Genomic DNA, 25750 nt, shown 5'->3' with positions numbered 1-25750 from the left:
CTCAGGAAGGATAGATGTTGCGGATAGAGTTGTTGCAGGGTATCAGCTTCGCTAAAACGGCCCAAATCAGGTGTCGTACGCGGCGCTTCAGTGACTGATTTTGGGCTGAAACCCCAGTGTTCAGCACGCTAAGTGCCTAAATGCTGAAGAATAATGATTGTTTTGCGGAAATGGGTATAAAATCCGCGACACGTTAAAACTCATCAAAGGAAGGGTCTTTCTGTTGATGCAAATCGTCAGGGCGAAATGTTACAAATAGTCTGCATCGACGTCACGGGCATGGCGTTGAAGCAGGGTTCAACCTGGCTACATATATAAAGACGGCTTTTGTTGGCGCTTCGGGTGCCGGGCCGCTGCTGGAATTTAAACAAATAATGAAACTATCTGTGCGCTCGGCACTTAAGATCTCGTTGATCTATGTGCTGATAGGTGTGCTGTGGATTCTGTTCTCTGACCGCGGGCTGGCCATCTTGGTGCCGGATCCCGAGCGGCAGGCCACCTGGCAAATGCTGAAAGGATGGCTATATGTGGGCGCCACAGCTCTGTTCCTCTATCTGCTGGTGAAGAGGCAGGTCAATCATGTCTCTTCACTGTCACGTGTAAACCATCTTTCCCAACTGCCGATCCGTCAGGCATTTGACGAGGAAGCTTCCGAATATCTTGAGCAGGCAGCCAAGGATTCGCGTCTTGTCGGCCTTTTACTGATCGACCTGGACAACTTTCAGGCGGTTAACGACGTTTCAGGATACTGCGGGGGAGATCGGCTGATTGGCGAGGCCGCCCGGTTATTGAAAGCTAACCTTCCAGACGAATCCGGTCTGTACCACTTTGGTGGAGACAAGTTTGTGGTTTTGGCCAGCATGTCAGAGCCCGATCAGGGTGAGGTGCTGGCGCGGCGCCTCGGCGAGCTGGTGGCGGATGAGCTGGAGGCTCCCGGCAGTGAGCACCATCGCCTCTCCGCCAGTATCGGTGTTGCCGTCTCACCGGATGATTCCGATAACCTGGATGAGCTGCTGCGCTTTGCCGATGCAGCACTGCTGAGGGCGAAGCGGGAAAAGGGCGGAGTCTGCCGTTTTCATCATTCGCTCTATAAACGCCAGCTCTGGTTGCAGCAGCTGGCGCAGGAACTGGATGTGGCGGTCAGTTCAGACATCGACCAGTTCCACGTCATGTTCCAGCCGCAGTACGATCTGCGCAGCCATACACTGACCGGTGTCGAGGCGCTGGTACGCTGGCACCATCCGGAGCGCGGGCTGGTGTCGCCGGAGGACTTTATTCCGGTGTCGGAAAACAACGGCACCATTCTGCCGATCACCGAGCAGGTAATCAGCCGCTCCATTGCACTGCTGACTTCCCACGATTTGCTGGGTGAGCATGGCGTCGGCCGGCTATCGATCAATATCTCGGAAAAGCTGGTTGGCAGTGAGCTGAGCTGTGCCCGACTGGAGGAGATGCTTGAACCCTACGCCGAGTACATGCCCTGGCTGACCTTTGAGATCACCGAAACCGCCGCCATGGAAAATGTGGACGCCTGCCTGCAGATGATGCAGCGGCTCTGCGCCCAGGGCGCGCGTTTCTCCATCGATGATTTTGGCACCGGCTTTTCATCGCTGCTGAAATTGAAGCAGCTGCCTATCCATGAGCTGAAGATCGACCGCAGCTTTATCGATGAACTGCCGGGCAACAAGGATGATCTGGCGATCGTCCGCACCACCATTCTGATGGCGCGTGAGTTGGGCATACAGGTGGTGGCGGAAGGGATAGAAACCGCCGAGCAGGAGCAGGCGCTGCTGGCGCAAAGCTGCCCTCAGGGGCAGGGCTACTTTTTCGCCAGGCCGATGCAGATCGACGCACTCAAGCTGTTCTTCCATTCTCAGCGGAACTCCATCTGAGTTTTCGCTGATCCGGGCGTAACTGGTGTGGGGTCAGGCCAAGTCTGAGTCCCACGCCGGTTATGAGCCACCTGAATTCGCTGTTCTCTTTGGCACCGCCTTTTATGCAGGCTGTCGTAGGCAGCTGTCACGCAACTTTCTTTCTCAGCTATGCAATCGCGTTAGCAGGCAAACTGGCGTCTCGGCTGATGGCGGTATTTACGCGCGTTTCCAACGTATCGGTGGGATTCTGAACCGATGATCGGAGTGTAAAACCATCTTTGATATAGATGAATATTCGACTAAATATGTAAGTGTTGTGTAAAATTCATACTTAGTCCTGACCTGTATCAATGTGAATTGTCGCTGTTTATCTCAGGTCCGCTATCCAACAAGAACCGTGGATAAGTCTTCTATGAGCCGAAACAATAACGAGCGGGAGCTGCAAAGCCTGTCCCGACGTAAACTCCTGATGGCCGGAGCCGCCCTGGGCGCGGGCGGCCTGCTGGGTGTACAGCTGCCGGTCAGTGCAGCGCTGGCAGCCGAGCCGGGTGTCGCCCCCTTTATGGAACTCTCCCGCCTGCTGGTGAACCATCAGCTCGACGAAGGCGTCGGCCAGCGTATGTGGCAGTTGCTGCAGCAGGAAAACGCCCAGCTAGATAGCCAGGTTGCGGCGGTGCTGAAGATCGCACAGGCTGAAAACGCCAAGATCGTTGAAGACTTCTTCCCGGCGATTACCGAGGGCGAACTCCAGGATCTGGCCTACCAGATCATCTTCGGCTGGTATGCGGGCTGTCTGAACACCAGCAAAACCGCCGAATCCTTCGCCTTTGCGCAGGCTCTGACATTCCAGAACACCGCGGACGTCATCACCATTCCGTCCTACGGTCTGACCGGTCCTAACGAATGGGCCGACCGCCCGAACGTTCCCGTGCTGCCGCTGCGCGACTTCTAAGCCGTATCTGAGAGCAAATATGTCCCTACCTTCGAATTCCGATGTCGTCATCGTCGGTACTGGCGTTGTTGCCGCTGTTGTAGCCGAGCAGCTGCTGGATGCCGGTCTTTCCGTGGTCATGCTGGAAGCTGGCCCGCGCGTCAGCCGCGCTGAGATTGTTGAGAACTACCGTAACCTGCCGCTGGGTAACAAGGGCAACGCGATTGCCAGCTACCCCTCCAAGCCCTGGGCGCCGCACCCGGAACCCAACTCGGGCCGCCCGGGTGATGACTACCTGCAGGTGTCCGGCCCCAACGGCATCGGTTATCTGCAGAGCTACGTGCGTTACGCCGGTGGCTCCACCTGGCACTGGGCCGGCACCAGCTGGCGTCTGACGCCGGAAGATATGCGTCTGAACTCCAACTTCGGTGTCGGCCGCGACTGGCCCTTCCCGTACGAAGAGCTGGAACCCTACTACGTCAAAGCCGAGTACAAACTCGGTATCTGCGGCCCCAGCGATGAAGCCGAGCAGTGGCCCCAGGGTGTGGCCCGTTCAGCGCCATATCCGATGCCGGAACTGCCGTTCAGCCCAGGCGAGCGCAAGTTCACCGACGTGGTGCGCGACAAACTCGGTCTGCGTAACGTACATGTGGCCCAGGCCCGTAACAGCGGCACCTCCTACGACAACCGTCCGGCCTGCTGTGGCAGCAACAACTGCGTACCGGTCTGCCCGGTCGGCGCCAAGTACGACGCCGCCACCGCGCTGGGACGTCTCGAAGCCAAGGGCGCGAAGATCCTGCACAACGCCGTGGTCTACAAGGTAGAAACCAACGCCCAGAATCAGGTCGAAGCCGTTAACTACCTGGACCCGGACAAGCAGTCGCACCGTGTTACCGGCAAGACCTTCGTGCTCGCCTGCAACGGTATCGAAACACCGAAGCTGCTGCTGATGTCCGCCGACGATCGCAACCCGAACGGTCTGGCCAACAGCTCCGACCAGGTGGGTCGCAACATGATGGATCACCCCCAGCTGGCGTACAAAATCAAGCTCAAGGAGCCGTACTGGACCGGTGTCGGCCCCGTGGTCAACAGCGGCATCATGGAAACCTCCCAGGGTGACTATCGTGCCCGCCATGCGGCGGCGTACTTCCGTTTCAACAACTTTGCCCAGAACCGTTTCGTCACCTTCGATACCCTGCAGCAGGGCCTGGTGGGCAAGGCGCTAGACGAGCAGCTGCGTCACAACACCGGTACCTCCGGCATGATCGTGGCGGCGCATGAGATCCTGCCGGATCCGAACAACCGCCTGACCCTTTCTGACAAGAAAGACTGGTTGGGCCTGCCGAAACCGTCGGTGCATTACGATGTGGGCGACTACGTGCGCCGCAGTGCCGAGGAGTTCTCCGGCCCGATGATCCAGCGCATCGCCGAGGCGATGGGTGTACTCGAAGCGCCGACGACCGCCGGTTTCCGTCCCAGCAAGCACATCATGGGCGGCACCATCATGGGTACAGACAGCAGCAACTCCGTGGTTGATGATGTCTGCCGCTCCCACGATCACGCAAACCTTTACCTGCCGGGCGGTGGCGCCATGCCGAGTACCGCTACCGGTAACAGCACCATCACCATGGTGGCGCTGGCGTTCCGCGCGGCCGAAGCGATCGTGCAGCAGATGAAGGCGGGGGCGTAATGATGAAGAAACTCACAGCGTCTCTGATTTTTGGTGCCTCCGTACTGCTGTCGCCGCTGGCGATGGCGGCGGCATCCGATGATCCGGCAGTGATCGCCAAGGGTGAATACCTGGCGGAGGCCTCCGACTGTACCGCCTGCCACACCCAGGAACACGGCGGTAAGCCGTTTGCCGGCGGCAAGGCGATCCATTCGCCGGTGGGCGAGATCTTTGCCACCAACATCACGCCGTCGAAACAGTTCGGTATCGGTAACTACAGCGAAGAGCAGTTCGCCAACGCCCTGCGTAACGGCGTGGCTGCGGACGGTTCCCGCCTGTACCCGGCGATGCCTTACACCGCCTACGCCAAACTGACCGATGAAGATATCCACGCTCTCTACAGCTACTTTATGCACGGTGTAGAGCCGGTGGATAACCCGACCAGCGAGACGGTGCTGCCGTTCCCGATGAACCTGCGCTTCTCCATGGCGATCTGGAACACCCTGTTCCACGACAACAAGCCCCATGAAGATGACCCGAGTAAGTCTGCTGAATGGAATCGCGGTCGCTACCTGGCGGAAGGCCCGACCCACTGCAGCACCTGCCACACGCCGCGCGGCTTCATGATGCAGGAGCTGGGCGACCAGAACCTGGCCGGTGCCCAGGTAGGCCCCTGGTACGCGCCGAACATCACCCCGGACGACGTCAGCGGTATCGGCAGCTGGAGCAAGGCTGAGCTGGTCGAATACCTGAAAACCGGTCGTATCGAAGGCAAGGCTCAGGCAGCGGGCAGCATGGCGGAAGCGGTTACCAACAGCTTCCAGCATCTGACCGATGAAGACCTCAACGCCATTGCTGAATACGTGATGAGCGTTCCGGCGATCAACAATGCTTCCGAGAATCGTTTCAACCAGGGCGAAGCCGGCAACCAGCTGGCCCAGTTCCGCGGTAAGGCGTTCGATGCCGAGACCGAGGCGGAAGGTGCACGGATCTACTCCGGCAACTGCGCCGCTTGCCACGGCTACAACGGCCAGGGTACGGCAGACGGTTACTACCCGAGCATGTTCAACAACTCGGTGACCGGCGAGGAGAACACCTCCAACCTGATCGCGGCGATCATCTACGGTGTGCACCGCGAGACGGAAGCGGGCGGCAACGTCTTCATGCCGCCGTTCGGCGATCAGCCCAACGCGCTGAATTCGCTGAGCGATGAGCAGATCGCCACACTGTCCAACTACCTGATGGACAGCTATGGGCTTGCCTCTGCCGAGGTCACTCCGGAGCAGGTCGCCGTGATCCGCGCCGGTGGTGAGAAGTCACCGCTGGTACAGCAGGCTCGTATCGGCATGGCTGCCGGCGCGGTTATCGTTGTGCTGTTGCTGCTTGGGTTTGTGCTGCGTCGTAAGCGTCGCAGCTAACCGGCACGCCTAGGCTTCGGAACATGCCTTTGTAGTGTCTCTGTGGTTCAGTGGAACGATGCAGCTGGTGTCTCAAGCGGCTGCATTATTCTGGCGCAGTTTTCGCCTGCTGGCGAGTTAAGGGATTTTGCGGAAAATCCCTTAACAATCCCTAGCCGCCCCTACGGCTTGGTCGGCTGCGCCGACTTCCCTGTGCTTCTCGCCTGAAAGAGCGGGATCTCAAACTCGCCGCTTCGCGACTCAGACAGTCGATCCCTTATTTCTCTTTCAGTCTGCGATGCTCGGCTGCGCCAAAGGGGATCGAGTGCTGCGCTCAGATGCCTATGGAAAGCCTTCTAAGCAGTGGATGTTTGATAATAAAAAGCCAGCGCTCTTTCCGGAGCACGGGCTTTTTGTATGCCGAATTTAATTATCCACAGAGTGTCTGAGCTGTTGGGATGAATCAGCGACTTGCATCGGCAATCCGCCGCGCCCGCTCCTGTTCCCAGGCATCCACCGGGTCTTGTTTATCCCAGGCTTCAAACAGCTGGCGCTGCTTGCGGCTGATTTTCAGGCCGTAGGTCTTCTCCATATAGAAGTAGGTGCGTGCGATATCGCCGCGTACCTCTGGCCGTGGTTCCGCCACGCGCTGTTTGAAGTCCACCTTGAAGTCGCAGCGGCCGTAGGCGCCGGCTTCGCCGCCGATCATGCCGTAGCGGAAGTTGCTGCGATCGCCGTTCAGCTCGCCCACTGCGGGCACCAGGTTCATCATGTCCGATTCCATCGCCTTGAACTGCGGGTCTTTCTTGCACGCCTTGCGCCCGCCCTGCTGCCAGCATTGCAGTTGATGGCCAAACTCCCAGGCCGGCACCACGTGTTCCCACTCAATTCGGCCGGCACGGTTGGCGTTCTTACGCGGCTTCAGCCCGCAGCTGCTGGCATCGGGAGTCAGGCGGGTTCTATCCGGCTTGCCGGGAACAGGGGCTTCGCCATAGCTGCAGCCACAGTAAAAGCTGACCTGATTGCCTGTGTATATCTTTTCATTGAGTACTTTTTTCGCGGAATAAAACGAAGCGGGCCTGTCGGCCAGTGCGGTCAGCGGCAGGCTGACCAGCAGAGAAAGCAAAAGCGTACGGCGCACAGCCTGTCCTTACTGCCAAAAACGGATACATGGCGTCCTGCCTTAGTAAATTGTTGATCCATAACGGAAAGGGGGAGGATGGTACGTGATATTCCGCGAATACCCAATATCCGAAAATTGCGACAGGATTGGCGTGGTGAGCCGCGGGCGCAGAGCTTCAGCCCGCACTCGCGCACGGAGCGACCAGCAACCCGGCAGGGGCGTGCTGCTGGTCAGAAAGAGCCTTAGCGTGAATGGAAAATATGGCCGATAAACTCAACCATGGTGTGCGCAGCCAGGTATGAGGTAACGCCGGTGCCTACGTCCAGCGGCGGGCAGACCTCCACCAGATCGAAGCCGACGATCTCCATGCGCTCGGCCAGCGCAATCAGTGAGTCGCGCAGTTCGTCGTAGAGCAACCCGTTGGGCTCGGCGGAGACGCAGCCAGGGATCAGCGACAGGTCCAGGGCATCGATATCGATACTGACGTAGCACTTTTCACCGGCGGGCAGCAGCTCGGCCACGCCCTGGGGCGTCAGCTCGTGGAAGCGGCTCATGGTGACGATATTGCTGCCATCGCGGTTGGCGTCCGAAAATTCGATGGGCCGCACGCGCAGGCTGCGGATGCCGACCTGGGTGATGCTTTTTACGTTTTCAAGGCCAGAGATATGGCGGAAAGGCTGGCCGTTGGTGTACTTCAGGTGCGGCGACAGCGGCGTGTAATCCAGGTGTGCATCGAACTGGATCACATGGATCGGCTCGTCAAAGCCGCGCAAAATTGGGTAGCTGACTGAGTGGTCGCCGCCGATGCCCACCGGGATCACGCCCTTGTCGCGCAGGCTGCGTACCAGCTGGGTCACGTTCTCGCTGCTTTTTTCGACATTGGTCGGGGTGACGTCCACATCGCCCACATCGACGATCTTGCCGGACAGGATCTCGTCCTTCAGAAAGTGGATATCACGTTCGATATCGTAAAAGCCGGTGGGAGAAAAACGCATGGAGTGCTCGCGGATGCTGCGCGGCGCAAAACGCATCCCCGGCATGTAGGGGGAGCCTTCATCCATCGGCACGCCAAAGACCGCCATTTCGGCTTCGATGCTCTCCACGTTATTCACATAGTTGGAGCGCAAAAACGTGGGCACGCCCACAAACGCGCGATTGGTCCGCTCGTGACCGCGCATATCGTAACTCATGCTTTTCTCCAGGGGCCTGGCTTGATTGGTTTGAACAGGGGAGGCCGGTGAGCGGATGCCCAGCGACCGGGGTGCGCGTTAGGCAATCTGCTTCAGCAGTGCCTTGGTGCGGGCATGGTTCGGGTTGTTGAAGATAACGTCGGCGGGGCCGCTTTCAACGATCAGGCCGTCTTCCATCACCACAACGGTATCGGCAACCTCGCGGGCGAAGGACATCTCGTGGGTCACCACCATCATGGTCATACCGTCATTAGCCAGCTGCTTCATTACCTGCAGCACCTCGCCGACCAGCTCCGGGTCCAGCGCTGAGGTGGGCTCGTCAAACAGCATCACCTCCGGCTCCATCGCCAGCGCCCGGGCGATGGCCACGCGCTGTTTCTGGCCGCCGGACAGACTCGCCGGCATCGCCTCGGCACGATCACCAAGGCCGACCTTTTCCAGCAGCTGCTGTGCCGCTTTCTCCGCCTCTTTTAGTGGGCGGCGGCGGATCTTATGCGGCCCTATCGCCACGTTCCTGAGAACGGATAGATGGGGGAACAGGTTGAAGGACTGAAACACCATCCCGACCTGCATGCGCAGGCTGTTCAGGGCGCGGTCTTCCAGCAGCAGGCCATCGTTTACCAGGTGCTGACCACAGATCTGGATAGAGCCCTGCTGGGCGTTTTCCAGGCCGTTACAGCAGCGCAGGAAGGTACTTTTGCCGGAACCGCTGGGGCCGATTACCACGACCACCTCGCCACGCTGGATGTTCAGGTCCAGCCCTTTCAGGACGACATGGTCGCCGTAGCTCTTTTTCAGCTGGTTTATCGCTATCAACGGCGTTGTCATTGCACCATACCTCCGGAACGCAGTTTGTTTTCAAGGCGGTTCAGCAAGGTCATGGAGACGCTGGTCAGCACCAGGTAAATCGCCGCGATCGCGATATACACCTCCAGTGAGGCGTAGGAAACGCTGATGATTTTCTGCCCTTCATGCATGACGTCGTTGATGGTGACCAGGGATACCAGCGCCGAGTTTTTCGTCAGCGCGATAAATTCATTGCCCAAGGGCGGCACCATTCGAACCAGTGCCTGGGGGAGAATAATCATCCGCATCGCCTGCGCGGATGACATCCCCATTGAGCGTGCAGCTTCCATCTGACCCTTGTCCACAGAGCGGATAGAACCGCGGACAATTTCAGAGACGTAGGCTGCGGAGTAACACCCCATGCCGATCACGCCGCAGACAAAGGCCGGCAGCAGAATGTTGAAGTAGGGCAGGCCGAAGTACAGGATAAACAGCTGTACCAGCAGCGGCGTGCCCCGGATCAGAACAACATAGGTGTTACCGGCGAAGTAACGTACCGGCTTCTTTGAATCGAGCCGGGACAGCCCGATTAAGGTTCCCAGTACACAACTGACCAGCAGTGCACACAGGGTTACCTCAATGGTGACCAGTGCGCCGTGGAAAAGATCGGACCAGTTAGCGAATACTGGAGAAAAATCGAGCTGTACCATTAATTACTCCTGAGTACCGAACCACTTGTCGACAAGCTTGGTCATGGTGCCGTCAGCCTTCATATCGGCGATTGCGGTATTCAGTGCTTCGCGCAGTTCCGGTTTACGTTTACTCACGGCAATACCGTAGTTCTCGTCGGTCAGCGGCTCCGGCAGTACCTTGCCGATACCGGTGGTTTTGGCGAACAGCATCGCCGCCGGGCGACCGATCACAACCGCATCGGCACGACCGCTTTCCAGGGCGTCAAACAGCTGGTTGTTCTTTTCCATCTCCAGGCGGTTGACGGCCGGGTAGTCGGTCTTGAGCAGGTTGACCGCCTTGTTGCCTACCTGCACGGCGACACGCTTGCCATCCAGGTCGGCGGCGGACTTGATGCGCTCTTCATCGCTGCGGACCAGAATGACCAGGCCGGCGGCGAAGTAAGAGTTGGTAAAGTCCACCACCTTGGCGCGCTCGTCGGTGATGTAGATAGCAGAAAGAATCATGTCCTGGCGGCCGGAAACGACCGAGGGCACCATCGCCTTGAAGTCCATGTCGGTGTATGCGAACGACAGGTCAGCACGCTTCTGCAATTCTTCAGCGAAATCTATATCGAAGCCGGCACGCTCGCCGGCGACGAGAAACTCCATCGGCGGGAAAGTCGGATCAATCGCGACATTCACGGTTTCGCTTGCCATTACCGGCAGGCAGATCACCGTAAGAGACGCCAGTATGCTTCTAACTGCTTTCTTCATCGTTTAATCCTCAGCGGTTTTTATCGAAATAACCCGCGCGGATAGAAGCTCCGATCAGGTTAAGAATGAGTCGGCCGGCATTCATGCAGGAGTGTTTGTTGAAATCTTTTTCCGGCTGAATTTCGACGATATCCATGCCTACAACCTTGCCCTTGCCCACCAGGCCGTGGATCAGCTTGCGAGCCTGCAGGAAGGTCACGCCACCCGGTGCAGGGCCAGCAACAGCGGGCATGCAGGTGGGGTCGAGGCCGTCGGCATCAATGGTGATGTAGTAGTTACCGCCATCGGGGATCTCATCGAGGATCGCGTCCATGCCGCGGTCGTGCAGTTCGTAAGCGGTGTAGACCTTGGAACCCCAGGCCGCAGCGGCTTCAACATCTTCCGGACGGGCGCTGCCGGAGGCACGCATACCGATCTGGTACATGTCTTTCACGTAGGGCAGCTCAGAGGCGCGGCGCATCGGGCTGGAAAGACCGTCGGTAACGCCATTGACCTCGTCACGCCAGTCCAGGTGAGCATCGATATGGACGATGGTCAGCGGACCCTGGTCGTCATAAGCCTTGAGGATCGGGTTGGTGATACCGTGGTCGCCGCCGAGGATGATCGGCATGGCGCCGCCTTTCAGAATCTTGCGGGTCGCTTCTTCGGCACGGGCATAGTGCGCACGCGGGTCATTCAGATCAGCGGGCACATCGCCGCAGTCAACGAAGCGAATATCGGTGCGTCCCTGCAGCAGCGGGCCGCCAATATCGTAGTCGTAACGCTCGGGGCTACGGATTACACGGTCAGACGCCTGGCGAATAGCGGTGGGCGCATTGGTCTGATCGTTGTTGTAATCACCGGGTGTATAAGCGGCGCCATAAGGCATACCAAGAACGGCAATGTCTGCGCGAAAATTATCCAGGTCCAGATCGACCTCGGAGAATAAAAGTGACTTGTGAGAGGTCTTCGGTGCTTGAGTAAGCGGTTTAGACATAATCCAATTTCTCTATTTAAATAACGCATCAAAATTACTGAGTGATGGCAGTCTATTGACCTTTAGCTGGGCAAAAAATACTCTTTTTTCGAGACCAAGGTTACGAGAATTGAAACCAATGAATAAGCGCACCATCACAGAGCGAGACCTTAGGTTTTTGCACACTTTCTGTGCGGCTGCTGAGGCCGGAGGCTTCGCCGCAGCCGAGGGCCGTCTGCATATGACCAAGGCAACAATAAGCAGACAAATCAAAGAGGTAGAAGAAAATTTGGGGGTGACGCTCTGCTCCCGCGGGCCCCAGGGATTCGAGCTGACAGAGGCGGGGAAGACCGCGCTGAAATACGCAAAAGAAGCGCTGGATGCGCTGGACCGCATCGTGCCGCAGCTGGATGCGATGCGCGGGGTGATCTCCGGCAAGCTGCGTATCGGGATCACCGATAACCTGCTGGGAAACCCCTCAGCGAAAATATCCCAGGCGCTGACCCGGTTAAAAAAGGAGGCGCCAGAGGTAGAGTTCAGCCTTTATACGCTGACCACTCATGAGCTGGTGGAGTCATTAAGAACGCGACGGCTGGATATTATTATCAAGGGGATCCACCCGGGGCAGGAGATAAAATCGTTTAACTACACCAAGTTATTCGGTGAAAAACATTTTATCTGTTACAGCCCGCAGGATAACTGCGAGGTGTCGGAGATGTCCCTGGTCTTCAGGGAGAAACACCCCTTCGTCGAAGATGCCATCGCCAACTACGGTTTCAAGGTCGGCCCGGTCGTCAGCGGCATGGAGTCCGTCGCCACACTGATATCCACAGGGCTCTTTGCCGGCATCCTGCCGGAACAGTACTCCGCCATGCTCAGCTCGGTGTTCCCGCTTGAACAGATACCCGATACGCCGGAGTACAACGTCAACCACTTCGCTGTAACCAATGCGGACTACCCGCTGACACCGGCGTCAGAAGCCTTTGTGAAGCTGCTGATCGAGGAGCATCAAGGGGTGGAGTAGGTGGGGGCCATTGTTGCCAACTGTCGGAATCTTTACTAAAGATATAAGGAGGTTTTCGCATTTGATACGTCATACGGAATAGGGTTGGGCAGAAGCCCAGGGAGTAACCTTAGTTCGCACCAGACAAGACCCCGGGTGAGCTCTCTATGTATCTGGTCAAAGACCTCGTGGGCGGCCGCATTGTGTACTTTTGGCAGGATAAAAATGGCAGCCCGCGAAGTGACTTTTTCAGTACCTTCCTCAACGCCGAAGAGTGGTGGAAAACCCACGTGTTTGCTCTTTACGCAGGCGTAGAGCGCCGCACTTCGATCATCGATCGCCGCACCAATTACGATAAGCGTCGACGCCTCGACCACAGCCATCGTTTCGCATCCAGCAACCCAAACGGCCGCCGTATCACCGATCTGCCCGTCAAAGTCTCCAGGGATCTCGCTGCTGAGAAACTGCAGGGGCGTTAGGGGCAGGTAGTTTTGTTTCAGGCTAGAAAATCATTTCTGATCGGAAGACAGGGGGCGCTACCGGAAAAAACTGGCTTGCAGCGTCTAAGGCGCATTATCAGGCACTGTAAGTAATCTTAACTCCGACTCCGACACGAAGACGAAGAATGAGGATAGAGTGCACATAACGATTCTCCCCCGTTACCTGCTATGCCCCTATGTTATTTCCGCCGAAATTAAACCGCTGCTTAGAGAGGGGGAACGTACGTGCGCTAATCGCTAAAGACAATGGCAAGTAAACTAAGGGTAGCTGCCGCTGATTCATAACTCTGTTAGATCGCCAATTCATCTATGATTGAGGGAGGGTTTCCGCCCTCCCTCAATCGTTTTTAATCGTAGTAGCTGACAGTTTCTTTAAGCTTATCTGCAAAAGTAAAAATGTCCTCGACCCGCTCTATCGGTTCACGAGTTTCTTTTTTTGCATCGTCAAATAATCCTATGTATTTCTGAGTGCGGTTAAAGTGCAATCTGCAGATTGGCTTTCGGTTATTATCATCAAGCAGTACGCCAAAATAGCTTTTTGTGTCTCGCTGGCTAATACGATCTACCCCTACTGATTGACAAAGTATTGCACGAACGATGTTATATCCCTCCAACTCTTCCATCGTAGTGACAATATCGCTGTGTTCTTCCTCTACACGATCTTGTTCTTCCTCAATAGACTCGCGTTCACGCAAAACTTCGGGGGAGTTAGCTAGCGCAGACTTAAGGCGGTCATTAATACGATCATTCAAATATTGTTTGAACGCTTTCGTGGTGAGAGTAGCGAACTGATCCCTTACTTTCTGAGTGATTGCACCTTCGTAGACTTTTGATGCAAAAAAGCGAATAAATTCATCATCTGGAGATGTGAGTTGAGTAGCTATCACTTTTTTGATTTGGCTGACGTATTTGAGTTCGCCCGCAGCATTTATTACCGAAGCTACGTCGAAATCTTCTTTAGTAAGCTTTGCTACTTCGGGGACTACATGATCATCAATATCAGCAAGATTTAATTCAAGAAAAGGCTTTTCATCCATTTTGTTTGGGGCATCTAAATCGGTAAAAAACTGATAGATAACACCGTTGGTAAGGATTGCTATGCGGGCATTAGTTACTGAGAAATATCGATAGAGTTGCGATGCGTGCTTTATGGATAGCTGTTCTCCAAACTTCTTACATTCTATAAGAACTTGAACATCGCTATCTTTCAGAATGGCGTAGTCGACTTTTTCTCCCTTCTTGGTCCCCGTATCTGCTGTAAATTCTGGAATTACTTCCGATGGGTCGAAAACGTCGTAACCTAATACATTGTTTAGAAAAGGCATCACAAAAGCATTTTTCGTCGCCTCTTCGGTCTCGATGATGCTTCCACGCTCTTCTATCTTTCTTGCTAGGGACGCAAGGGCGCTACCAATCTCCATGTGATACTCCATGTGCTTCTTGATTCCTGACTCCTATAGCGCGTAACAGCGATACCTGAGGCACATGCGCGCACAGTATTAGAGATTGGTTTAGGAGTGGGTATTCTGCAAGTTATTAGAGTCAATATGGTCGAGGAGTAGGTTTTATCGCCATTACTGTCCGTATGATACGCATGTATTCTGAGAGTCAGCTGGGCTAAATTGTGACCAATCCACGAAGAATTGTCTTTGGCAGACGGAAGAAAGCGATTTGAGCGATTGTTTCTAAAGTGGTGCCGGTGGTCGGACTCGAACCGACACGCCCGTAAAGGCGGGGGATTTTGAATCCCCTGTGTATACCAATTTCACCACACCGGCACTGTTGCTGTTGCCGCAGGGTTGGGCGTCAGCGATGTGGAAGGCCGCCATTATATGCAGTTGGCGGGCCGGGTCAATCCACTCAGGTCAGGGAGTGCTAAAAAGCTGACTAATCTGGTAAAATTCGCGCCCCTTTGAATAGTGATTCCTTCTTCCTGATGCAGCTTAAAGACTTCTATTTCGATCTGCCTGAAGAGCTGATTGCGCGCTACCCGCTGGAGCAGCGCAGTGCCAGCCGCATGCTCTGTGTCGATGGCAACAGCGGTGAGCTTAACCACCGCGTGTTCAGCGATATTCTCGACCTGCTGGAACCCGGCGATCTGCTGGTGTTCAACGATACCCGCGTGATTCCGGCGCGGCTGTTCGGCCAGAAGGAGAGCGGAGGCAAGGTTGAGCTGCTGATCGAACGCGTCACCGGCGAGCATGAGGCGTTGGCCCATATCCGTTCCAGCCGTTCCCCCAAGCCCGGCGCCAGGCTGCTGCTGGAAGGTGGGCTCAAGGCTGAGGTGACCGGTCGCAGGGAAAATCTGTTTGAGCTGCGCTTCGATATCGAGGGCCACCTGGTGGCGGCGCTGGAGGAGTTCGGTCATATACCGCTGCCTCCTTATATGAAGCGTGACGATCAGCTCTCTGACCGTGAACGCTACCAGACGGTGTATAACCGCAAGCCCGGCGCCGTCGCCGCGCCTACGGCCGGTCTGCATTTCGACCAGCCGCTGCTCGACAAGCTGAAAGAGAAGGGGATCGAAACCGCGTTTGTCACTCTGCATGTGGGCGCCGGCACCTTCCAGCCGGTGAAGGTCGACAAGATCGAAGACCATCACATGCACGCGGAGTATATCGAGGTATCCGCCGAGGTCTGTGAGGCGGTGAAGGCCGCCCGCGCCCGTGGCAAGCGCGTGGTCGCGGTGGGCACTACCAGCGTGCGCAGCCTGGAAAGTGCCAGCCGTTCCGGCGAGATCGCACCTTTCTATGGCGATACCGAGATCTTTATCTACCCGGGCTACCAGTATGTCAGCGTGGATGCGCTGATCACCAACTTCCACCTGCCGGAGTCGACGCTGCTGATGTTGGTCAGTGCGTTCGCCGGCTATGAACATATGATGCATGCCTACGAGCAGGCGGTGGCCGAGCGTTACCGTTTCTTCAGTTATGGCGATGCCATGTTCCTGACCCGCCGCGATGCGCAGGAGAACCCATGAGCGACAACAGTACCCGTGAGTGTTTTATGAACTTTGAGCTGCTCGGCAGCGAAGGCAAGGCCCGTCGCGGTCGCCTGACCTTCCCGCGCGGCACGGTAGAAACACCGGCCTTCATGCCGGTGGGCACCTACGGCACCGTTAAGGGGATGCTGCCCCGTGACGTCGAAGAGATCGGCGCGCAGATTATCCTCGGTAACACCTTTCACCTGATGCTGCGTCCGGGTACCGAGATCATCAAACAGCATGGTGATCTGCACGATTTCATGAACTGGAAGGGGCCGATCCTTACCGATTCCGGCGGTTTCCAGGTGTTCAGCCTGGGCAATATGCGCAAGATCACCGAGGAGGGTGTCTCCTTCCAGTCGCCGGTGAACGGCAGCAAGGTTTTTATCAGCCCGGAAGTCTCCATGCAGGTTCAGCGTGATCTGGGCTCCGATATCGTCATGATCTTCGACGAGTGTACGCCGTACCCTGCTGATGAGATGGAAGCCGCCAAGTCGATGCGTATGTCGCTGCGCTGGGCCGAGCGTTCCAAGAAGGCTCACGGCGACAGCCCTTCGGCGCTGTTCGGTATTATCCAGGGCGGTATGTACGAGCATCTGCGTGATGAGTCGCTTGAAGGCCTCACCGGTATCGGTTTCGACGGTTACGCTATCGGTGGTCTGTCGGTGGGCGAGCCGAAAGAGGAGATGATCAAGATCCTCGATCACCTGGCCTATAAAATGCCGGAAGACAAACCGCGCTACCTGATGGGCGTGGGCAAGCCGGAAGACCTGGTGGAGGGCGTGCGCCGCGGTGTGGATATGTTCGACTGTGTGATGCCGACCCGTAACGCCCGCAACGGCTTCCTGTTTACTACCGATGGCATCGTCAAGATCCGTAATTCGGCTAATAAGACGAATACAGGCCCGGTGGATGAAACATGTGACTGTTATACCTGTCAGAACTTCAGTCGCGCCTATCTGCATCACCTGGATAAGTGCGGAGAAATTCTCGGTTCACAGCTCAATACCATCCACAATCTGCACTACTACCAGGTGCTGATGGCTGGTTTGCGCGGTGCACTTGAACAGGGTACATTGAGCGCCTTTGTAGCGGACTTCTATGCCAAAAGAGGCAAGGAAGTTCCTCCGCTGAAGGGTTGAAAAACGTACCCGTAACCCCACATAAAGATTTCTAATCAAGTCTCAGGAGAACGCTTTAATGAGCTTCCTTATCGCTACCGCCCAGGCCGCTGAAGGCGCACCCGCAGGTCAAATGGACTCGGGTCTGTTTAACATCATCTTCCTGGTTGGTTTCGGTCTGATTTTCTACTTCTTCATGTGGCGCCCCCAGGCCAAGCGCTCTAAAGAGCACAAAAACCTGATCGCGGGACTGTCCAAGGGTGATGAAGTGATCACCGCCGGCGGCATCATCGGCAAAGTAACCCGTCTGAACGACGACTACGTCGTGCTGGAAGTCGCTGAAGGCACCGAAATGAAGTTCCAGAAAGCCCACGTGGCTGCGGAACTGCCGAAAGGTACGATCAAGGGTATCTGATCGAACCGCGCCGATAGCGCCACTGCCTAGCCAGTGGCGCTTTTGTTTTTGCTGAGGACGGAGCACGATGCTCAACCGCTATCCACTCTGGAAAAATCTCCTGATACTGCTTGTACTGGTCATCGCCGGTATCTACGCTGCACCCAACCTTTACCCCGAAGATTACGCCGTCCAGGTATCGGGCACCCGTGAAGCTTACACGGTTGATTCGGCGCTGATGTCCCGACTCGAACAGGATCTGGAGAAGGCCGGGGTAGCCTACAAAGCGGCTGAACTTAACGATGGCACCGGCCTGATCCGCTTTGCCGATGGCGACGCCCAGCTGCGCGCCAAGGATATGATCGCCGATGAGTTGGGCGGCAACTATGTGGTTGCACTGAACCTGGCTCCGACCACCCCCGAGTGGCTCTCCGATATCGGTGCGGGCCCGATGAAACTCGGTCTCGACCTGCGCGGTGGTGTGCACTTCCTGCTTGAAGTAGACATGGCCCAGGCCGTTGGCCAGCGCCTTGATGTCTACGTTAGCGATATCAAAGGCCAGCTGCGCGACGAGCGCCTGCGCTACCGTCAGGTAGAGCACCTGGATGATGGTCGCCTGTCGGTTCGGTTTGCCGATGCGGAAACCCGCGATCAGGCCGAAGACCTGCTGCGTGGCAACTTCCCGGAATTCCTGACTGAAACGGACGATACCGAAGAGGGTAACTTCGTTTACATCAACCTGAGCGAGCAGACGATCCGCGAGATCGAAGACTACGCGGTGAAACAGAACCTCACCACGCTGCGTAACCGAGTCAACGAGCTGGGTGTCGCCGAGCCGCTGGTTCAGCGCCAGGGCCGTAACCGTATTGTGGTGCAGCTGCCGGGTATTCAGGACGCCGCTGCGGCCAAACGCATCATCGGTAAAACCGCGAACCTGGAGTTCCGTCTTGAAGCCAAGCCGGATGAAAGCCGCGCCAACACCGAGGTTTACCCGTTCCGCACCACGCCGGGCCGTACCGCCGAGCTGGAGCGTGACATCATTATCACCGGTTCTAACGTAGCCAACGCCCAGGCCTCTTTCGATGAGAACGGCCAGCCCCAGGTAAATATCACCCTGGACGGCAAGGGCGGTCAGATGATGAGCCGCGTGACCCGCAACGCGATCCAGCGCCGCATGGCGGTACTGTTCGTTGAGCACAAGTCGCGCATGGTGGAGCAGCGTGTCGATGGTGAAACCGTCGAGAAGCGCGTGCCGTACACCGAGAAGGGCATTATCTCGCTGGCAACCATCCAGAGCACCCTGGGTAACTCCTTCCGTATCACTGGCCTTGAAAGCTCCCAGGAATCTTCTGAACTGGCGCTGCTGCTGCGTGCCGGTGCCCTGGCGGCGCCGATCTACTTCGTGGAAGAGCGCACGGTGGGCCCGAGCATGGGTGCCGAGAACATCAAGATGGGTGTGACCTCGGTACAGATCGGCTTCGCGCTGGTACTGGCGTTCATGCTGCTCTATTACCGTGTCTTCGGTCTGCTGGCCAACGTGGCGCTGACGCTGAACCTGGTGCTGCTGGTGGCGGTGATGTCGATCCTGTCGGCCACGCTGACGCTGCCCGGTATCGCCGGTATCGTCCTTACGGTCGGTATGGCGGTGGATGCGAACGTGTTGATATTTGAGCGAATAAAAGAGGAGCTGAAAAACGGTATGCCGGTACAGTCGGCGATCAACGCAGGCTTCTCGCGGGCTCATACCACCATCCTCGATGCCAACATCACGACGCTGCTGGCGGCGGTGATCCTGTTCGCCATGGGTACAGGACCTGTGAAGGGCTTCGCCGTGACCCTGTCGGTCGGTATCCTCACGTCCATGTTTACTGCAATTCTCGTCACCCGTGCCCTGGTCAACCTGGCCTACGGCGGTCGGACGCTGAAGAAGCTGGGTCTTTGAGAGGAGCAGGATAATGTCCAAGACGAAGAAAATTTATAACTTCATGGGGCCGCGCAAGATCATGGCGGCCTTCTCGATCATCCTGCTGCTGGTCTCTATCGGATCACTGGCGGTGAATGGTCTTAAGTTCGGTCTCGACTTTACCGGCGGTAGCCTGGTCGAGATCGGCTACCAGCAGCCGGCGGACCTTGGCAAGATCCGTCAGTCGATGGAGAACGCGGGTTACCCCGATGTCACGGTACAGACCTTCGGTGCAGCCACCGATGTGCTGATCCGTCTCGGTGAAACCCACGATCCGAAGCTCGGCGACACTATTCTGGCCAGTCTGCAGGCGGATGAGCCCGATCAGACGCTGGAGCTGCGCCGCAACGAGTTTGTTGGCTCCCAGGTGGGTGAAGAGCTGCGTGAGCAGGGCGGCCTCGGCATGCTGCTGGCGCTGGCGATGATCATGCTGTACCTGGCGTTCCGCTTCCAGCTGAAGTTCTCTATCGGCGCGGTGCTGGCACTGGTGCATGACGTAATCATCGTGCTGGGCCTGTTCTCGATCCTGCAGCTGGAGTTCGACCTGACCGTACTGGCGGCGATTCTGGCGGTGATCGGTTACTCGCTTAACGATACGATCGTGGTCTACGACCGTATCCGTGAGAACTTCCGCATCATGCGCACCGAAACTCCGGTGGAGGTGATGAACAGCTCACTGAGCCAGACGCTGAGCCGTACATTGATGACCTCGTTCACCACCTTGCTGGTGTTGATGGCGCTGGCTATATTCGGTGGCACCACCATCTTCGGCTTTGCCGTGGCGCTGCTGGCCGGTATCGGTATCGGTACATACTCTTCTATTTATGTGGCGGCTAACCTGTTGCTGCTGCTCAAGGTGCAGCGCGAAGACCTGATTCCGCCACCGAAAGAAGAGACTGAAGTGGATGATATGCCCTGATCCACGGGAAAAAAGCCGGCTTGTGCCGGCTTTTTTGTTTTTCGCGTCGTCTATGTGTAGGCGATGGCTGTTTAACCGACTATCCTAGTATGAAATTTATACACCGCCCTGAAGTTGATTGCGCACGAAGCGCGAACGGGCGGCCCAAATGGAAAACGAATGAGTAACAACTGGAAAGATAAAGATCCCAACGCCCAGGAAGAGGCAAGCAAGTACGACAATCCCGTCCCGAGCCGCGAGTTCCTGCTGGAATTTCTGCGCAAGTGGGGCTCCCCCATCAAACATCCCCATCTATGCCGCGAACTTAGCCTTAGTGACGAGGACGATATCGAGGCGGTACGCCGTCGTCTGATCGCCATGTGTCGCGATGGTCAGCTGATCTCCAACCGCAAGGGCGAGTTCGGCCTGATCGAGAAGATGAACCTGATTCCGGGGCGTGTTATCGGCCACCGTGACGGCTTTGGCTTCCTTAAGCCCGATGCCGGTGGCGACGATCTGTTTTTGAGCCCGCGCAACATGCGCGAGCTGTTCGATGGCGACCGCGCCCTGGTGCAGGAGATCGGCGTCGACTTCAAAGGTCGCCGTGAAGGCAAGATCGTTGAGGTGCTCGAGCGCAACACCCGCAAGCTTGTGGGTAAGTTTGACGGCGAGAACGGCTTCGGCAGCATCGTGCCGGAAAACCAGCGCATCACCAACCAGGTGATGGTTATCCCTGATCCCTCCACAGGCTTGAGCTACGAAACCGGTCAGCTCGTCGTGGTGGAACTGATGCAGCAGCCGACCCGTCGCCAGCCGGCGCGTGGTCGTGTTATTGAAGTGCTCGGCGATCATCTGGCCGCGGGCATGGAGATTCAGGTGGCTATCCACAGCCACGATATCCCCAACGAATGGCCGGAGCAGGTTCACCAGGAGATTGGCGAGCTGACGCCGGAAGTGCGTGAGTCCGACAAGACCAACCGTGTCGATCTGCGTGATCTGCCGTTTGTCACCATCGATGGCGAAGACGCCCGCGACTTTGACGATGCAGTTTACTGCGAGAAGAAGCGCTTTGGTGGCTGGCGCCTGCGCGTCGCCATTGCAGATGTCTCCTATTACGTGCGCCCGGACTCTGCGCTGGACCAGGAAGCGATCAATCGCGGTAACTCGGTCTACTTCCCCGAGTACGTGGTGCCGATGCTGCCGGAGCTGCTCTCCAACGGCCTCTGCTCACTGAACCCGCAGGTGGACCGTCTGGCGATGGTCTGCGAGATGAACATCACTCGCGCCGGCAAGCTCTCGGACTTCACCTTCTACGAAGGCCTGATCAACTCCAAGGCACGCCTGACCTACACCAAGGTTGGCGCCATGCTGCAGGAGCCGGACAGCGACGAGGGCGCGCAGTGGCGTAAGGAATACGCTGCAGTAGTGCCGGATCTGGAAGTGCTGTACGGGCTCTACAAGAAACTGCGTCAGGCGCGTGAAGAGCGCGGTGCGATGGATTTCGAAACCACCGAAACCCGCATCGTTTTCAGCGAAGATCGCAAGATTGAAGAGCTGGTTCCGGTGCATCGTAACGATGCCCACAAGCTGATCGAAGAGTGCATGCTGATGGCCAACGTGGCTACCGCGCGCTTCCTCGACAAGCTGAAGAAGCCGGCGCTGTACCGTATCCATGAAGGTCCGAAAGAGCAGAAGCTGGAAAACCTGCGCGCCTACCTGAGCGAGCTGGGTCTTAACCTGCCGGGCGGTGAAAAGCCGGAGCCGAAGGATTATCTGCGTCTGTCCGAGACCATCGAAAGCCGTCCGGACCGCCACATCATCCAGACCATGATGCTGCGCTCCATGCAGCAGGCGGTCTACAGCCCGGATAACCACGGCCACTTCGGTCTGGCTTATGATGCCTACACCCACTTCACCTCCCCGATCCGCCGCTACCCGGACCTGGTAGTGCATCGCCTGATCCGCTCAGCTATCCATAGCGACAAGCGGCTCAAGCATGTGGAGCGGCCGAAGGGCTTCAAGGCCAACCCGGCGTTCCAGGTGGGCTACGGCATGGACAAGATGCTTGCCCTGGGTGAGCACTGCTCCATGACAGAGCGTCGTGCTGACGATGCCACCCGTGACGTGGTGGCCTGGCTGAAGTGCGAATACATGCAGAGCCAGATCGGCGAAGAGTTCGAGGGCGTTATCTCTGCCGTTACCGGCTTTGGTGCCTTTATCGAACTGACCGATCTCTATGTTGAAGGCCTGGTGCACATCACCGCACTGCCGAGCGACTACTACAACTTCGAGGCCGCCAAGCAGCGCCTGGTCGGCGAGCGCACCCGCAAGGTGTTCAAGCTGGGTGACGCGCTGAAGGTGAAGGTGGTGCGTGTCGACCTGGACGAGCGCAAGATCGACTTTGAACTTGCGGATCAGCCGGGTTCTGCACCGACAAAAAAACCGAGCAAGCGTGAGTTGCTGGCGTCCGGCAAGCTCGGACCCGATGGCCGTAGCGATGGTCGTAATGACGGTCGCGGTGATTCCCGCGGCCCAGGGGGCGGTAGCGGTAAGGCGCGTGCGCGGGTCTCTGACGATAAGGGACCGCGTAAGGCCAAACGCAAGGCTTCTACCAAGCCGAAGCTCCCGCCGCGGGCTCGACGCAGTAAATCTTGAGGCTCATTCCCTGAGTTCTAAGTTTTAAGTTCTAAGTCCTAAATCTTGAAGTGATAAAGCCGGGCGAAAGCCCGGCTTACTTTTGCGGATTCGATCTTGGGCATAGACCTGGGCTTAAACCCGGGTTTCTGAACAGAGATTTAGATCCGGGCTTTAGAAAAGAGTCATTACACTGGCGTAGACAAGGATCGGCAGCCCTAACAGCGGCAGGGTCCGGGTCAACGCCAGTGTCCGTTCCGGTGGATAGCGATGCAGCCATAGACGGAACAACGCGGCCAGCATCAACCCCTCAAGCCATCCCGCCATAATATCCAGTGGCCAGTGCACGCCCAGCAGGGCTCGTGACAGGCCGATCAGCAGTATCAGCCCAGCAGTGAGCATATAGCCGATATGGCGTGTGCGATGGCTTTGCCCGCTCAGCAGCCAGATCGCCAGTATGGCGTAGACAGCGCAGGCGCCGCTGCTATGTCCGCTGGGGAAGCTGTAGCTCTGCAGGATCGCCTGTCCCGCTTCGGGACGCGCCACCTGAAAACTCTCCTTCAGCAGATGGTTGCTCAGCGCAGCGGTGAGTCCGCCCAGCAGCAGTATCAGGCTGCCTCTGTCGCGATACACCAGTAAGCCGATCAGTGCCGCCAGCGCGGTAAGCCCTATCAGCAGGGGCGGATCGCCAAGGTGGGTGATGAACTGTGCAACAGGAGTGATCTTTTGACCGATACCGTAGAGCAGCGCGTACAGCCCCTCATTGATGGCGGCAAAACGTCCGGACAGCTGCGCCCAGATGCTAAAGCCGAACAGAGTACTGCTGATCAGCAGCAGGCTGAGGATCGAAGTCAGGCGGGGATTGAGGCGGCGGTTTGCCAGCCAGTGCCAGAGCCCGGCGTCGGGATGCAGGCGCACATGGATCTGCTGAAAGCCGATCACCAGGCTGATGATCGCTACCAGGATAAAGGTGCCCTGTTCCTCGATCAGCGGCAGGTGTTTGAAGCCCATGCCGGTGAGATATCCTGGCAGCAGGTAGGCCGGCGACCAGGCCAGGGCCGAGCAGCCGTTAATCAGGGTGAAGCGTGCGGGCGGCATCTTGCAGCTGCCGGCGATAAACGGGATCAGCGGCCGCACCGGGCCGATAAAGCGGCCGATAACGATGCTGGTGCCGCCACGGCGGCGGAAAAAGGTTTCTCCCCTCTGTCGCCATTCCGGATAGCGGCTTAGCGGCCAGCGCTCCTGCAGGGAAGGGCCAAAGTATCTGCCCAGCAGGAAACTGAGCTGATCACCGATGATCGCTCCGATCACGCCACCGGCGATCAGTGGTATCAAGGCGGCTTCCAGGCTGCCGGAGAGGGCGCTGAGGGCAAACAGGATTGCCACACCCGGCACCACCAGACCGATAAACGCCACGCTTTCGGCGAAGGAGATAAGGCCTACCAGCAATGGTAGGAGCAGCGGATTTTGGCGGGCCAGGTCGAGTAGTTGTTCGGTCACAGAATCTCGGCAAAGTGTCAGGGCATAGGGCGGTTCATTGGGAAACTATACTGGATTCCCGGCCCGACTCGGTAGAGGGCGGGAAAAACGGTATACTTACGCCCCTATCCGCACATTCACTTTCACGAGTTCGGCGACGGACGGATCTATACGCGATGCACGAAATTATTCTGCTCACCCTGTCGGGTGAGGATAAACCCGGTGTGACCTCTGAGATGACGGCTATTCTGGCCCGTTACGGAATCGGTATTCTTGATATCGGCCAGGCAGTTATCCACAACACCCTGTCGCTCGGCATGCTGATCCAGGTGCCGCAGGAGGCGGAATCTTCGCCGGTGCTGCGCGATATCCTGTTCAAGGCCCATGAGCTCAACCTGCAGGCACGTTTTGAGCCGGTCAGCGATGACGCCTACTCGGAGTGGGTTGAAGGCCAGGGCAAAACCCGTCATATCATCACGCTGCTGGCACGCCGCATCACCGCGACCCATATCGCCCGGGTCACCGATATCGCCGCCTGCCACGGCCTCAATATCGACAATATCAGCCGTTTGTCCGGCCGTGTTGGTCTGGATGATGATCAGGATTCGAAAACCAACGCCTGTGTCGAGTTCTCGGTACGTGGCATGCCGGCTGACGCGAGCGAGCTGCGTGAGGCGTTCCTGAAAGCCGCTTCCGAGCTGGATGTGGATATTGCCTTCCAGAAGGACGATATCTACCGTCGCAACCGCCGCCTGGTGGTGTTCGATATGGACTCTACGTTGATCGAGGCGGAAGTGATCGACGAGCTGGCGAAAGAGGCGGGTGTTGGCGACCAGGTGATCGAGATTACCGAAGCGGCCATGCGTGGCGAGATCGACTTCAACGAGAGCTTCCGCCGCCGCGTCGGCCTGTTGAAGGGACTGGATGCCAGCGTTCTGGAACAGATCGCACAGCGGCTGCCGATGACCGAGGGCGTTGAAGAGCTGGTCTCCAACCTGCGTGCGCTGGGCTTTAAAACCGCGATTCTCTCCGGTGGCTTCACCTACTTTGCCCGCCACCTGCAGCAGAAGCTGGGCTTCGATTATATCCACGCCAACGAGCTGGATATCCAGGATGGCAAGGTGACCGGTGAAGTGGTCGGTGAGATCGTCAACGGTGAGCGCAAGGCGCAACTGCTGCGTGAAATCGCCGAGAAGGAAGGTGTACGCCTGGAGCAGACCATTGCTGTCGGCGATGGCGCCAACGACCTGCCGATGCTCTCTATCGCTGGCCTGGGTATCGCGTTCCGAGCCAAGCCGCTGGTACGCCGCAGCGCCAAGAACGCCATCTCCACCCTGGGGCTGGACGGTATTCTTTACCTGATCGGCTTCCGCGATCGCGACCGCGCACTCTGATTCGGGTAGTG

21 protein-coding genes and 1 tRNA gene are annotated in these 25750 nt (G+C 57.3%); 13 read left to right on the top strand and 9 right to left on the bottom strand.

Annotated features, from left to right (window positions below; translation table 11 throughout):
- The first annotated feature begins 374 nt into the window (after positions 1-374).
- From C4S72_RS17795 to C4S72_RS17780, 4 genes are all read left to right on the top strand, one after another.
- Positions 375-1892 carry a putative bifunctional diguanylate cyclase/phosphodiesterase gene (locus C4S72_RS17795; RefSeq protein ID WP_104004532.1) on the top strand — a complete coding sequence of 506 codons (1518 nt, stop codon included), beginning with the start codon at positions 375-377 and terminating at the stop codon, positions 1890-1892.
- A 394-nt stretch (positions 1893-2286) separates the two neighbouring features.
- On the top strand, positions 2287-2826 hold the full coding sequence (locus C4S72_RS17790) for a sugar dehydrogenase complex small subunit (protein WP_104004531.1): 540 nt from the start codon (positions 2287-2289) through the stop codon (positions 2824-2826).
- Between the two features lie 19 nt (positions 2827-2845).
- Positions 2846-4495, top strand: coding sequence for a GMC family oxidoreductase (locus C4S72_RS17785; protein WP_104004530.1), 1650 nt, complete (start codon positions 2846-2848; stop codon positions 4493-4495).
- Positions 4495-5892, top strand: a complete 1398-nt coding sequence (locus C4S72_RS17780) for a cytochrome c (protein ID WP_200826830.1) — start codon at positions 4495-4497, stop codon at positions 5890-5892. Before C4S72_RS17785 ends, C4S72_RS17780 begins: the two co-directional genes overlap by 1 nt.
- Before the next feature lie 442 nt (positions 5893-6334).
- Here the strand turns inward: C4S72_RS17780 and C4S72_RS17775 are convergent, their stop codons facing one another.
- The 6 genes from C4S72_RS17775 to C4S72_RS17750 form a co-directional block, all read right to left on the bottom strand.
- Positions 6335-7012: an endonuclease gene (locus tag C4S72_RS17775; RefSeq protein WP_104004529.1), complete on the bottom strand. Its 678-nt coding sequence runs from the start codon at positions 7010-7012 to the stop codon at positions 6335-6337.
- Positions 7013-7236: 224 nt separating this feature from the next.
- Complete coding sequence (locus tag C4S72_RS17770) at positions 7237-8184, bottom strand: agmatinase (protein ID WP_104004528.1); 948 nt, start codon at positions 8182-8184, stop codon at positions 7237-7239.
- Positions 8185-8262: 78 nt separating this feature from the next.
- Positions 8263-9012, bottom strand: coding sequence for an amino acid ABC transporter ATP-binding protein (locus C4S72_RS17765; protein ID WP_104004527.1), 750 nt, complete (start codon positions 9010-9012; stop codon positions 8263-8265).
- A complete protein-coding gene (locus C4S72_RS17760) occupies positions 9009-9680 on the bottom strand; it encodes an amino acid ABC transporter permease (RefSeq protein ID WP_104004526.1) in 672 nt (223 codons plus the stop codon). Before C4S72_RS17760 ends, C4S72_RS17765 begins: the two co-directional genes overlap by 4 nt.
- A 3-nt stretch (positions 9681-9683) precedes the next feature.
- On the bottom strand, positions 9684-10415 hold the full coding sequence (locus C4S72_RS17755; RefSeq protein WP_104004525.1) for a transporter substrate-binding domain-containing protein: 732 nt from the start codon (positions 10413-10415) through the stop codon (positions 9684-9686).
- 10 nt (positions 10416-10425) lie between these two features.
- Entirely contained in the window at positions 10426-11391 is a 966-nt protein-coding gene (locus C4S72_RS17750; RefSeq protein ID WP_104004524.1) for an agmatinase, read from the bottom strand.
- A gap of 118 nt (positions 11392-11509) precedes the next feature.
- Here C4S72_RS17750 and C4S72_RS17745 point away from each other — a divergent pair, with 118 nt between their 5' ends.
- Both C4S72_RS17745 and C4S72_RS17740 read left to right on the top strand, forming a co-directional pair.
- Positions 11510-12394, top strand: a complete 885-nt coding sequence (locus C4S72_RS17745; RefSeq protein ID WP_104004523.1) for a LysR family transcriptional regulator — start codon at positions 11510-11512, stop codon at positions 12392-12394.
- Between the two features lie 146 nt (positions 12395-12540).
- A complete protein-coding gene (locus tag C4S72_RS17740) occupies positions 12541-12852 on the top strand; it encodes a hypothetical protein (RefSeq protein WP_104004522.1) in 312 nt (103 codons plus the stop codon).
- A gap of 368 nt (positions 12853-13220) precedes the next feature.
- On the opposite strand, the gene C4S72_RS17735 is transcribed toward C4S72_RS17740, so the two are convergent.
- Both C4S72_RS17735 and C4S72_RS17730 read right to left on the bottom strand, forming a co-directional pair.
- Positions 13221-14294 (bottom strand): type I restriction endonuclease, encoded by a 1074-nt coding sequence (locus C4S72_RS17735; RefSeq protein WP_104004521.1) that lies wholly within the window; start codon positions 14292-14294, stop codon positions 13221-13223.
- A gap of 270 nt (positions 14295-14564) precedes the next feature.
- Positions 14565-14651, bottom strand: a tRNA-Leu gene (locus C4S72_RS17730).
- 158 nt (positions 14652-14809) lie between these two features.
- On the opposite strand from C4S72_RS17730, the gene queA reads away from it, so the two are divergent.
- From queA to rnr, 6 genes are all read left to right on the top strand, one after another.
- The gene (gene queA / locus C4S72_RS17725; protein WP_104004520.1) at positions 14810-15853 is read left to right on the top strand and encodes a tRNA preQ1(34) S-adenosylmethionine ribosyltransferase-isomerase QueA; all 1044 of its coding nucleotides are present in this window, start codon (positions 14810-14812) and stop codon (positions 15851-15853) included.
- 26 nt (positions 15854-15879) lie between these two features.
- The gene (gene tgt, locus C4S72_RS17720) at positions 15880-16998 is read left to right on the top strand and encodes a tRNA guanosine(34) transglycosylase Tgt (RefSeq protein ID WP_104004824.1); all 1119 of its coding nucleotides are present in this window, start codon (positions 15880-15882) and stop codon (positions 16996-16998) included.
- A gap of 58 nt (positions 16999-17056) precedes the next feature.
- A complete protein-coding gene (gene yajC / locus C4S72_RS17715; protein ID WP_104004519.1) occupies positions 17057-17392 on the top strand; it encodes a preprotein translocase subunit YajC in 336 nt (111 codons plus the stop codon).
- Positions 17393-17459: 67 nt separating this feature from the next.
- Complete coding sequence (gene secD / locus C4S72_RS17710) at positions 17460-19313, top strand: protein translocase subunit SecD (RefSeq protein WP_104004518.1); 1854 nt, start codon at positions 17460-17462, stop codon at positions 19311-19313.
- A 13-nt stretch (positions 19314-19326) separates the two neighbouring features.
- Complete coding sequence (gene secF, locus C4S72_RS17705; RefSeq protein ID WP_104004517.1) at positions 19327-20253, top strand: protein translocase subunit SecF; 927 nt, start codon at positions 19327-19329, stop codon at positions 20251-20253.
- A gap of 159 nt (positions 20254-20412) precedes the next feature.
- Positions 20413-22887: a ribonuclease R gene (gene rnr / locus C4S72_RS17700; RefSeq protein WP_104004516.1), complete on the top strand. Its 2475-nt coding sequence runs from the start codon at positions 20413-20415 to the stop codon at positions 22885-22887.
- A gap of 153 nt (positions 22888-23040) precedes the next feature.
- On the opposite strand, the gene C4S72_RS17695 is transcribed toward rnr, so the two are convergent.
- On the bottom strand, positions 23041-24366 hold the full coding sequence (locus tag C4S72_RS17695) for a bifunctional DedA family/phosphatase PAP2 family protein (protein WP_104004515.1): 1326 nt from the start codon (positions 24364-24366) through the stop codon (positions 23041-23043).
- Positions 24367-24521: 155 nt separating this feature from the next.
- Between C4S72_RS17695 and serB the strand changes: the two genes are divergently transcribed.
- Positions 24522-25739, top strand: a complete 1218-nt coding sequence (gene serB / locus C4S72_RS17690) for a phosphoserine phosphatase SerB (RefSeq protein WP_104004514.1) — start codon at positions 24522-24524, stop codon at positions 25737-25739.
- Positions 25740-25750: the final 11 nt, after the last annotated feature.

Origin of the sequence: Marinobacterium lutimaris (assembly GCF_900108065.1) — a bacterium.
GTDB lineage: Bacteria > Pseudomonadota > Gammaproteobacteria > Pseudomonadales > Balneatricaceae > Marinobacterium_D > Marinobacterium_D lutimaris.
The sequence above is the reverse complement of the archived record's forward strand: the minus strand, read 5'-3'. Positions and strand labels throughout refer to the sequence as shown.

Bases quoted from the DNA above. Each gene is read 5' to 3' on its own strand.
- C4S72_RS17795 (WP_104004532.1), top strand. From the start codon at position 375: ATGAAACTATCTGTGCGCTCGGCACTTAAGATCTCGTTGATCTATGTG.
- C4S72_RS17790 (WP_104004531.1), top strand. From the start codon at position 2,287: ATGAGCCGAAACAATAACGAGCGGGAGCTGCAAAGCCTGTCCCGACGT.
- C4S72_RS17785 (WP_104004530.1), top strand. From the start codon at position 2,846: ATGTCCCTACCTTCGAATTCCGATGTCGTCATCGTCGGTACTGGCGTT.
- C4S72_RS17780 (WP_200826830.1), top strand. From the start codon at position 4,495: ATGATGAAGAAACTCACAGCGTCTCTGATTTTTGGTGCCTCCGTACTG.
- C4S72_RS17770 (WP_104004528.1), bottom strand. From the start codon at position 8,184: ATGAGTTACGATATGCGCGGTCACGAGCGGACCAATCGCGCGTTTGTG.
- C4S72_RS17765 (WP_104004527.1), bottom strand. From the start codon at position 9,012: ATGACAACGCCGTTGATAGCGATAAACCAGCTGAAAAAGAGCTACGGC.
- C4S72_RS17760 (WP_104004526.1), bottom strand. From the start codon at position 9,680: ATGGTACAGCTCGATTTTTCTCCAGTATTCGCTAACTGGTCCGATCTT.
- C4S72_RS17755 (WP_104004525.1), bottom strand. From the start codon at position 10,415: ATGAAGAAAGCAGTTAGAAGCATACTGGCGTCTCTTACGGTGATCTGC.
- C4S72_RS17750 (WP_104004524.1), bottom strand. From the start codon at position 11,391: ATGTCTAAACCGCTTACTCAAGCACCGAAGACCTCTCACAAGTCACTT.
- C4S72_RS17745 (WP_104004523.1), top strand. From the start codon at position 11,510: ATGAATAAGCGCACCATCACAGAGCGAGACCTTAGGTTTTTGCACACT.
- C4S72_RS17740 (WP_104004522.1), top strand. From the start codon at position 12,541: ATGTATCTGGTCAAAGACCTCGTGGGCGGCCGCATTGTGTACTTTTGG.
- C4S72_RS17735 (WP_104004521.1), bottom strand. From the start codon at position 14,294: ATGGAGATTGGTAGCGCCCTTGCGTCCCTAGCAAGAAAGATAGAAGAG.
- queA (WP_104004520.1), top strand. From the start codon at position 14,810: ATGCAGCTTAAAGACTTCTATTTCGATCTGCCTGAAGAGCTGATTGCG.
- tgt (WP_104004824.1), top strand. From the start codon at position 15,880: ATGAACTTTGAGCTGCTCGGCAGCGAAGGCAAGGCCCGTCGCGGTCGC.
- yajC (WP_104004519.1), top strand. From the start codon at position 17,057: ATGAGCTTCCTTATCGCTACCGCCCAGGCCGCTGAAGGCGCACCCGCA.
- secD (WP_104004518.1), top strand. From the start codon at position 17,460: ATGCTCAACCGCTATCCACTCTGGAAAAATCTCCTGATACTGCTTGTA.
- secF (WP_104004517.1), top strand. From the start codon at position 19,327: ATGTCCAAGACGAAGAAAATTTATAACTTCATGGGGCCGCGCAAGATC.
- rnr (WP_104004516.1), top strand. From the start codon at position 20,413: ATGAGTAACAACTGGAAAGATAAAGATCCCAACGCCCAGGAAGAGGCA.
- serB (WP_104004514.1), top strand. From the start codon at position 24,522: ATGCACGAAATTATTCTGCTCACCCTGTCGGGTGAGGATAAACCCGGT.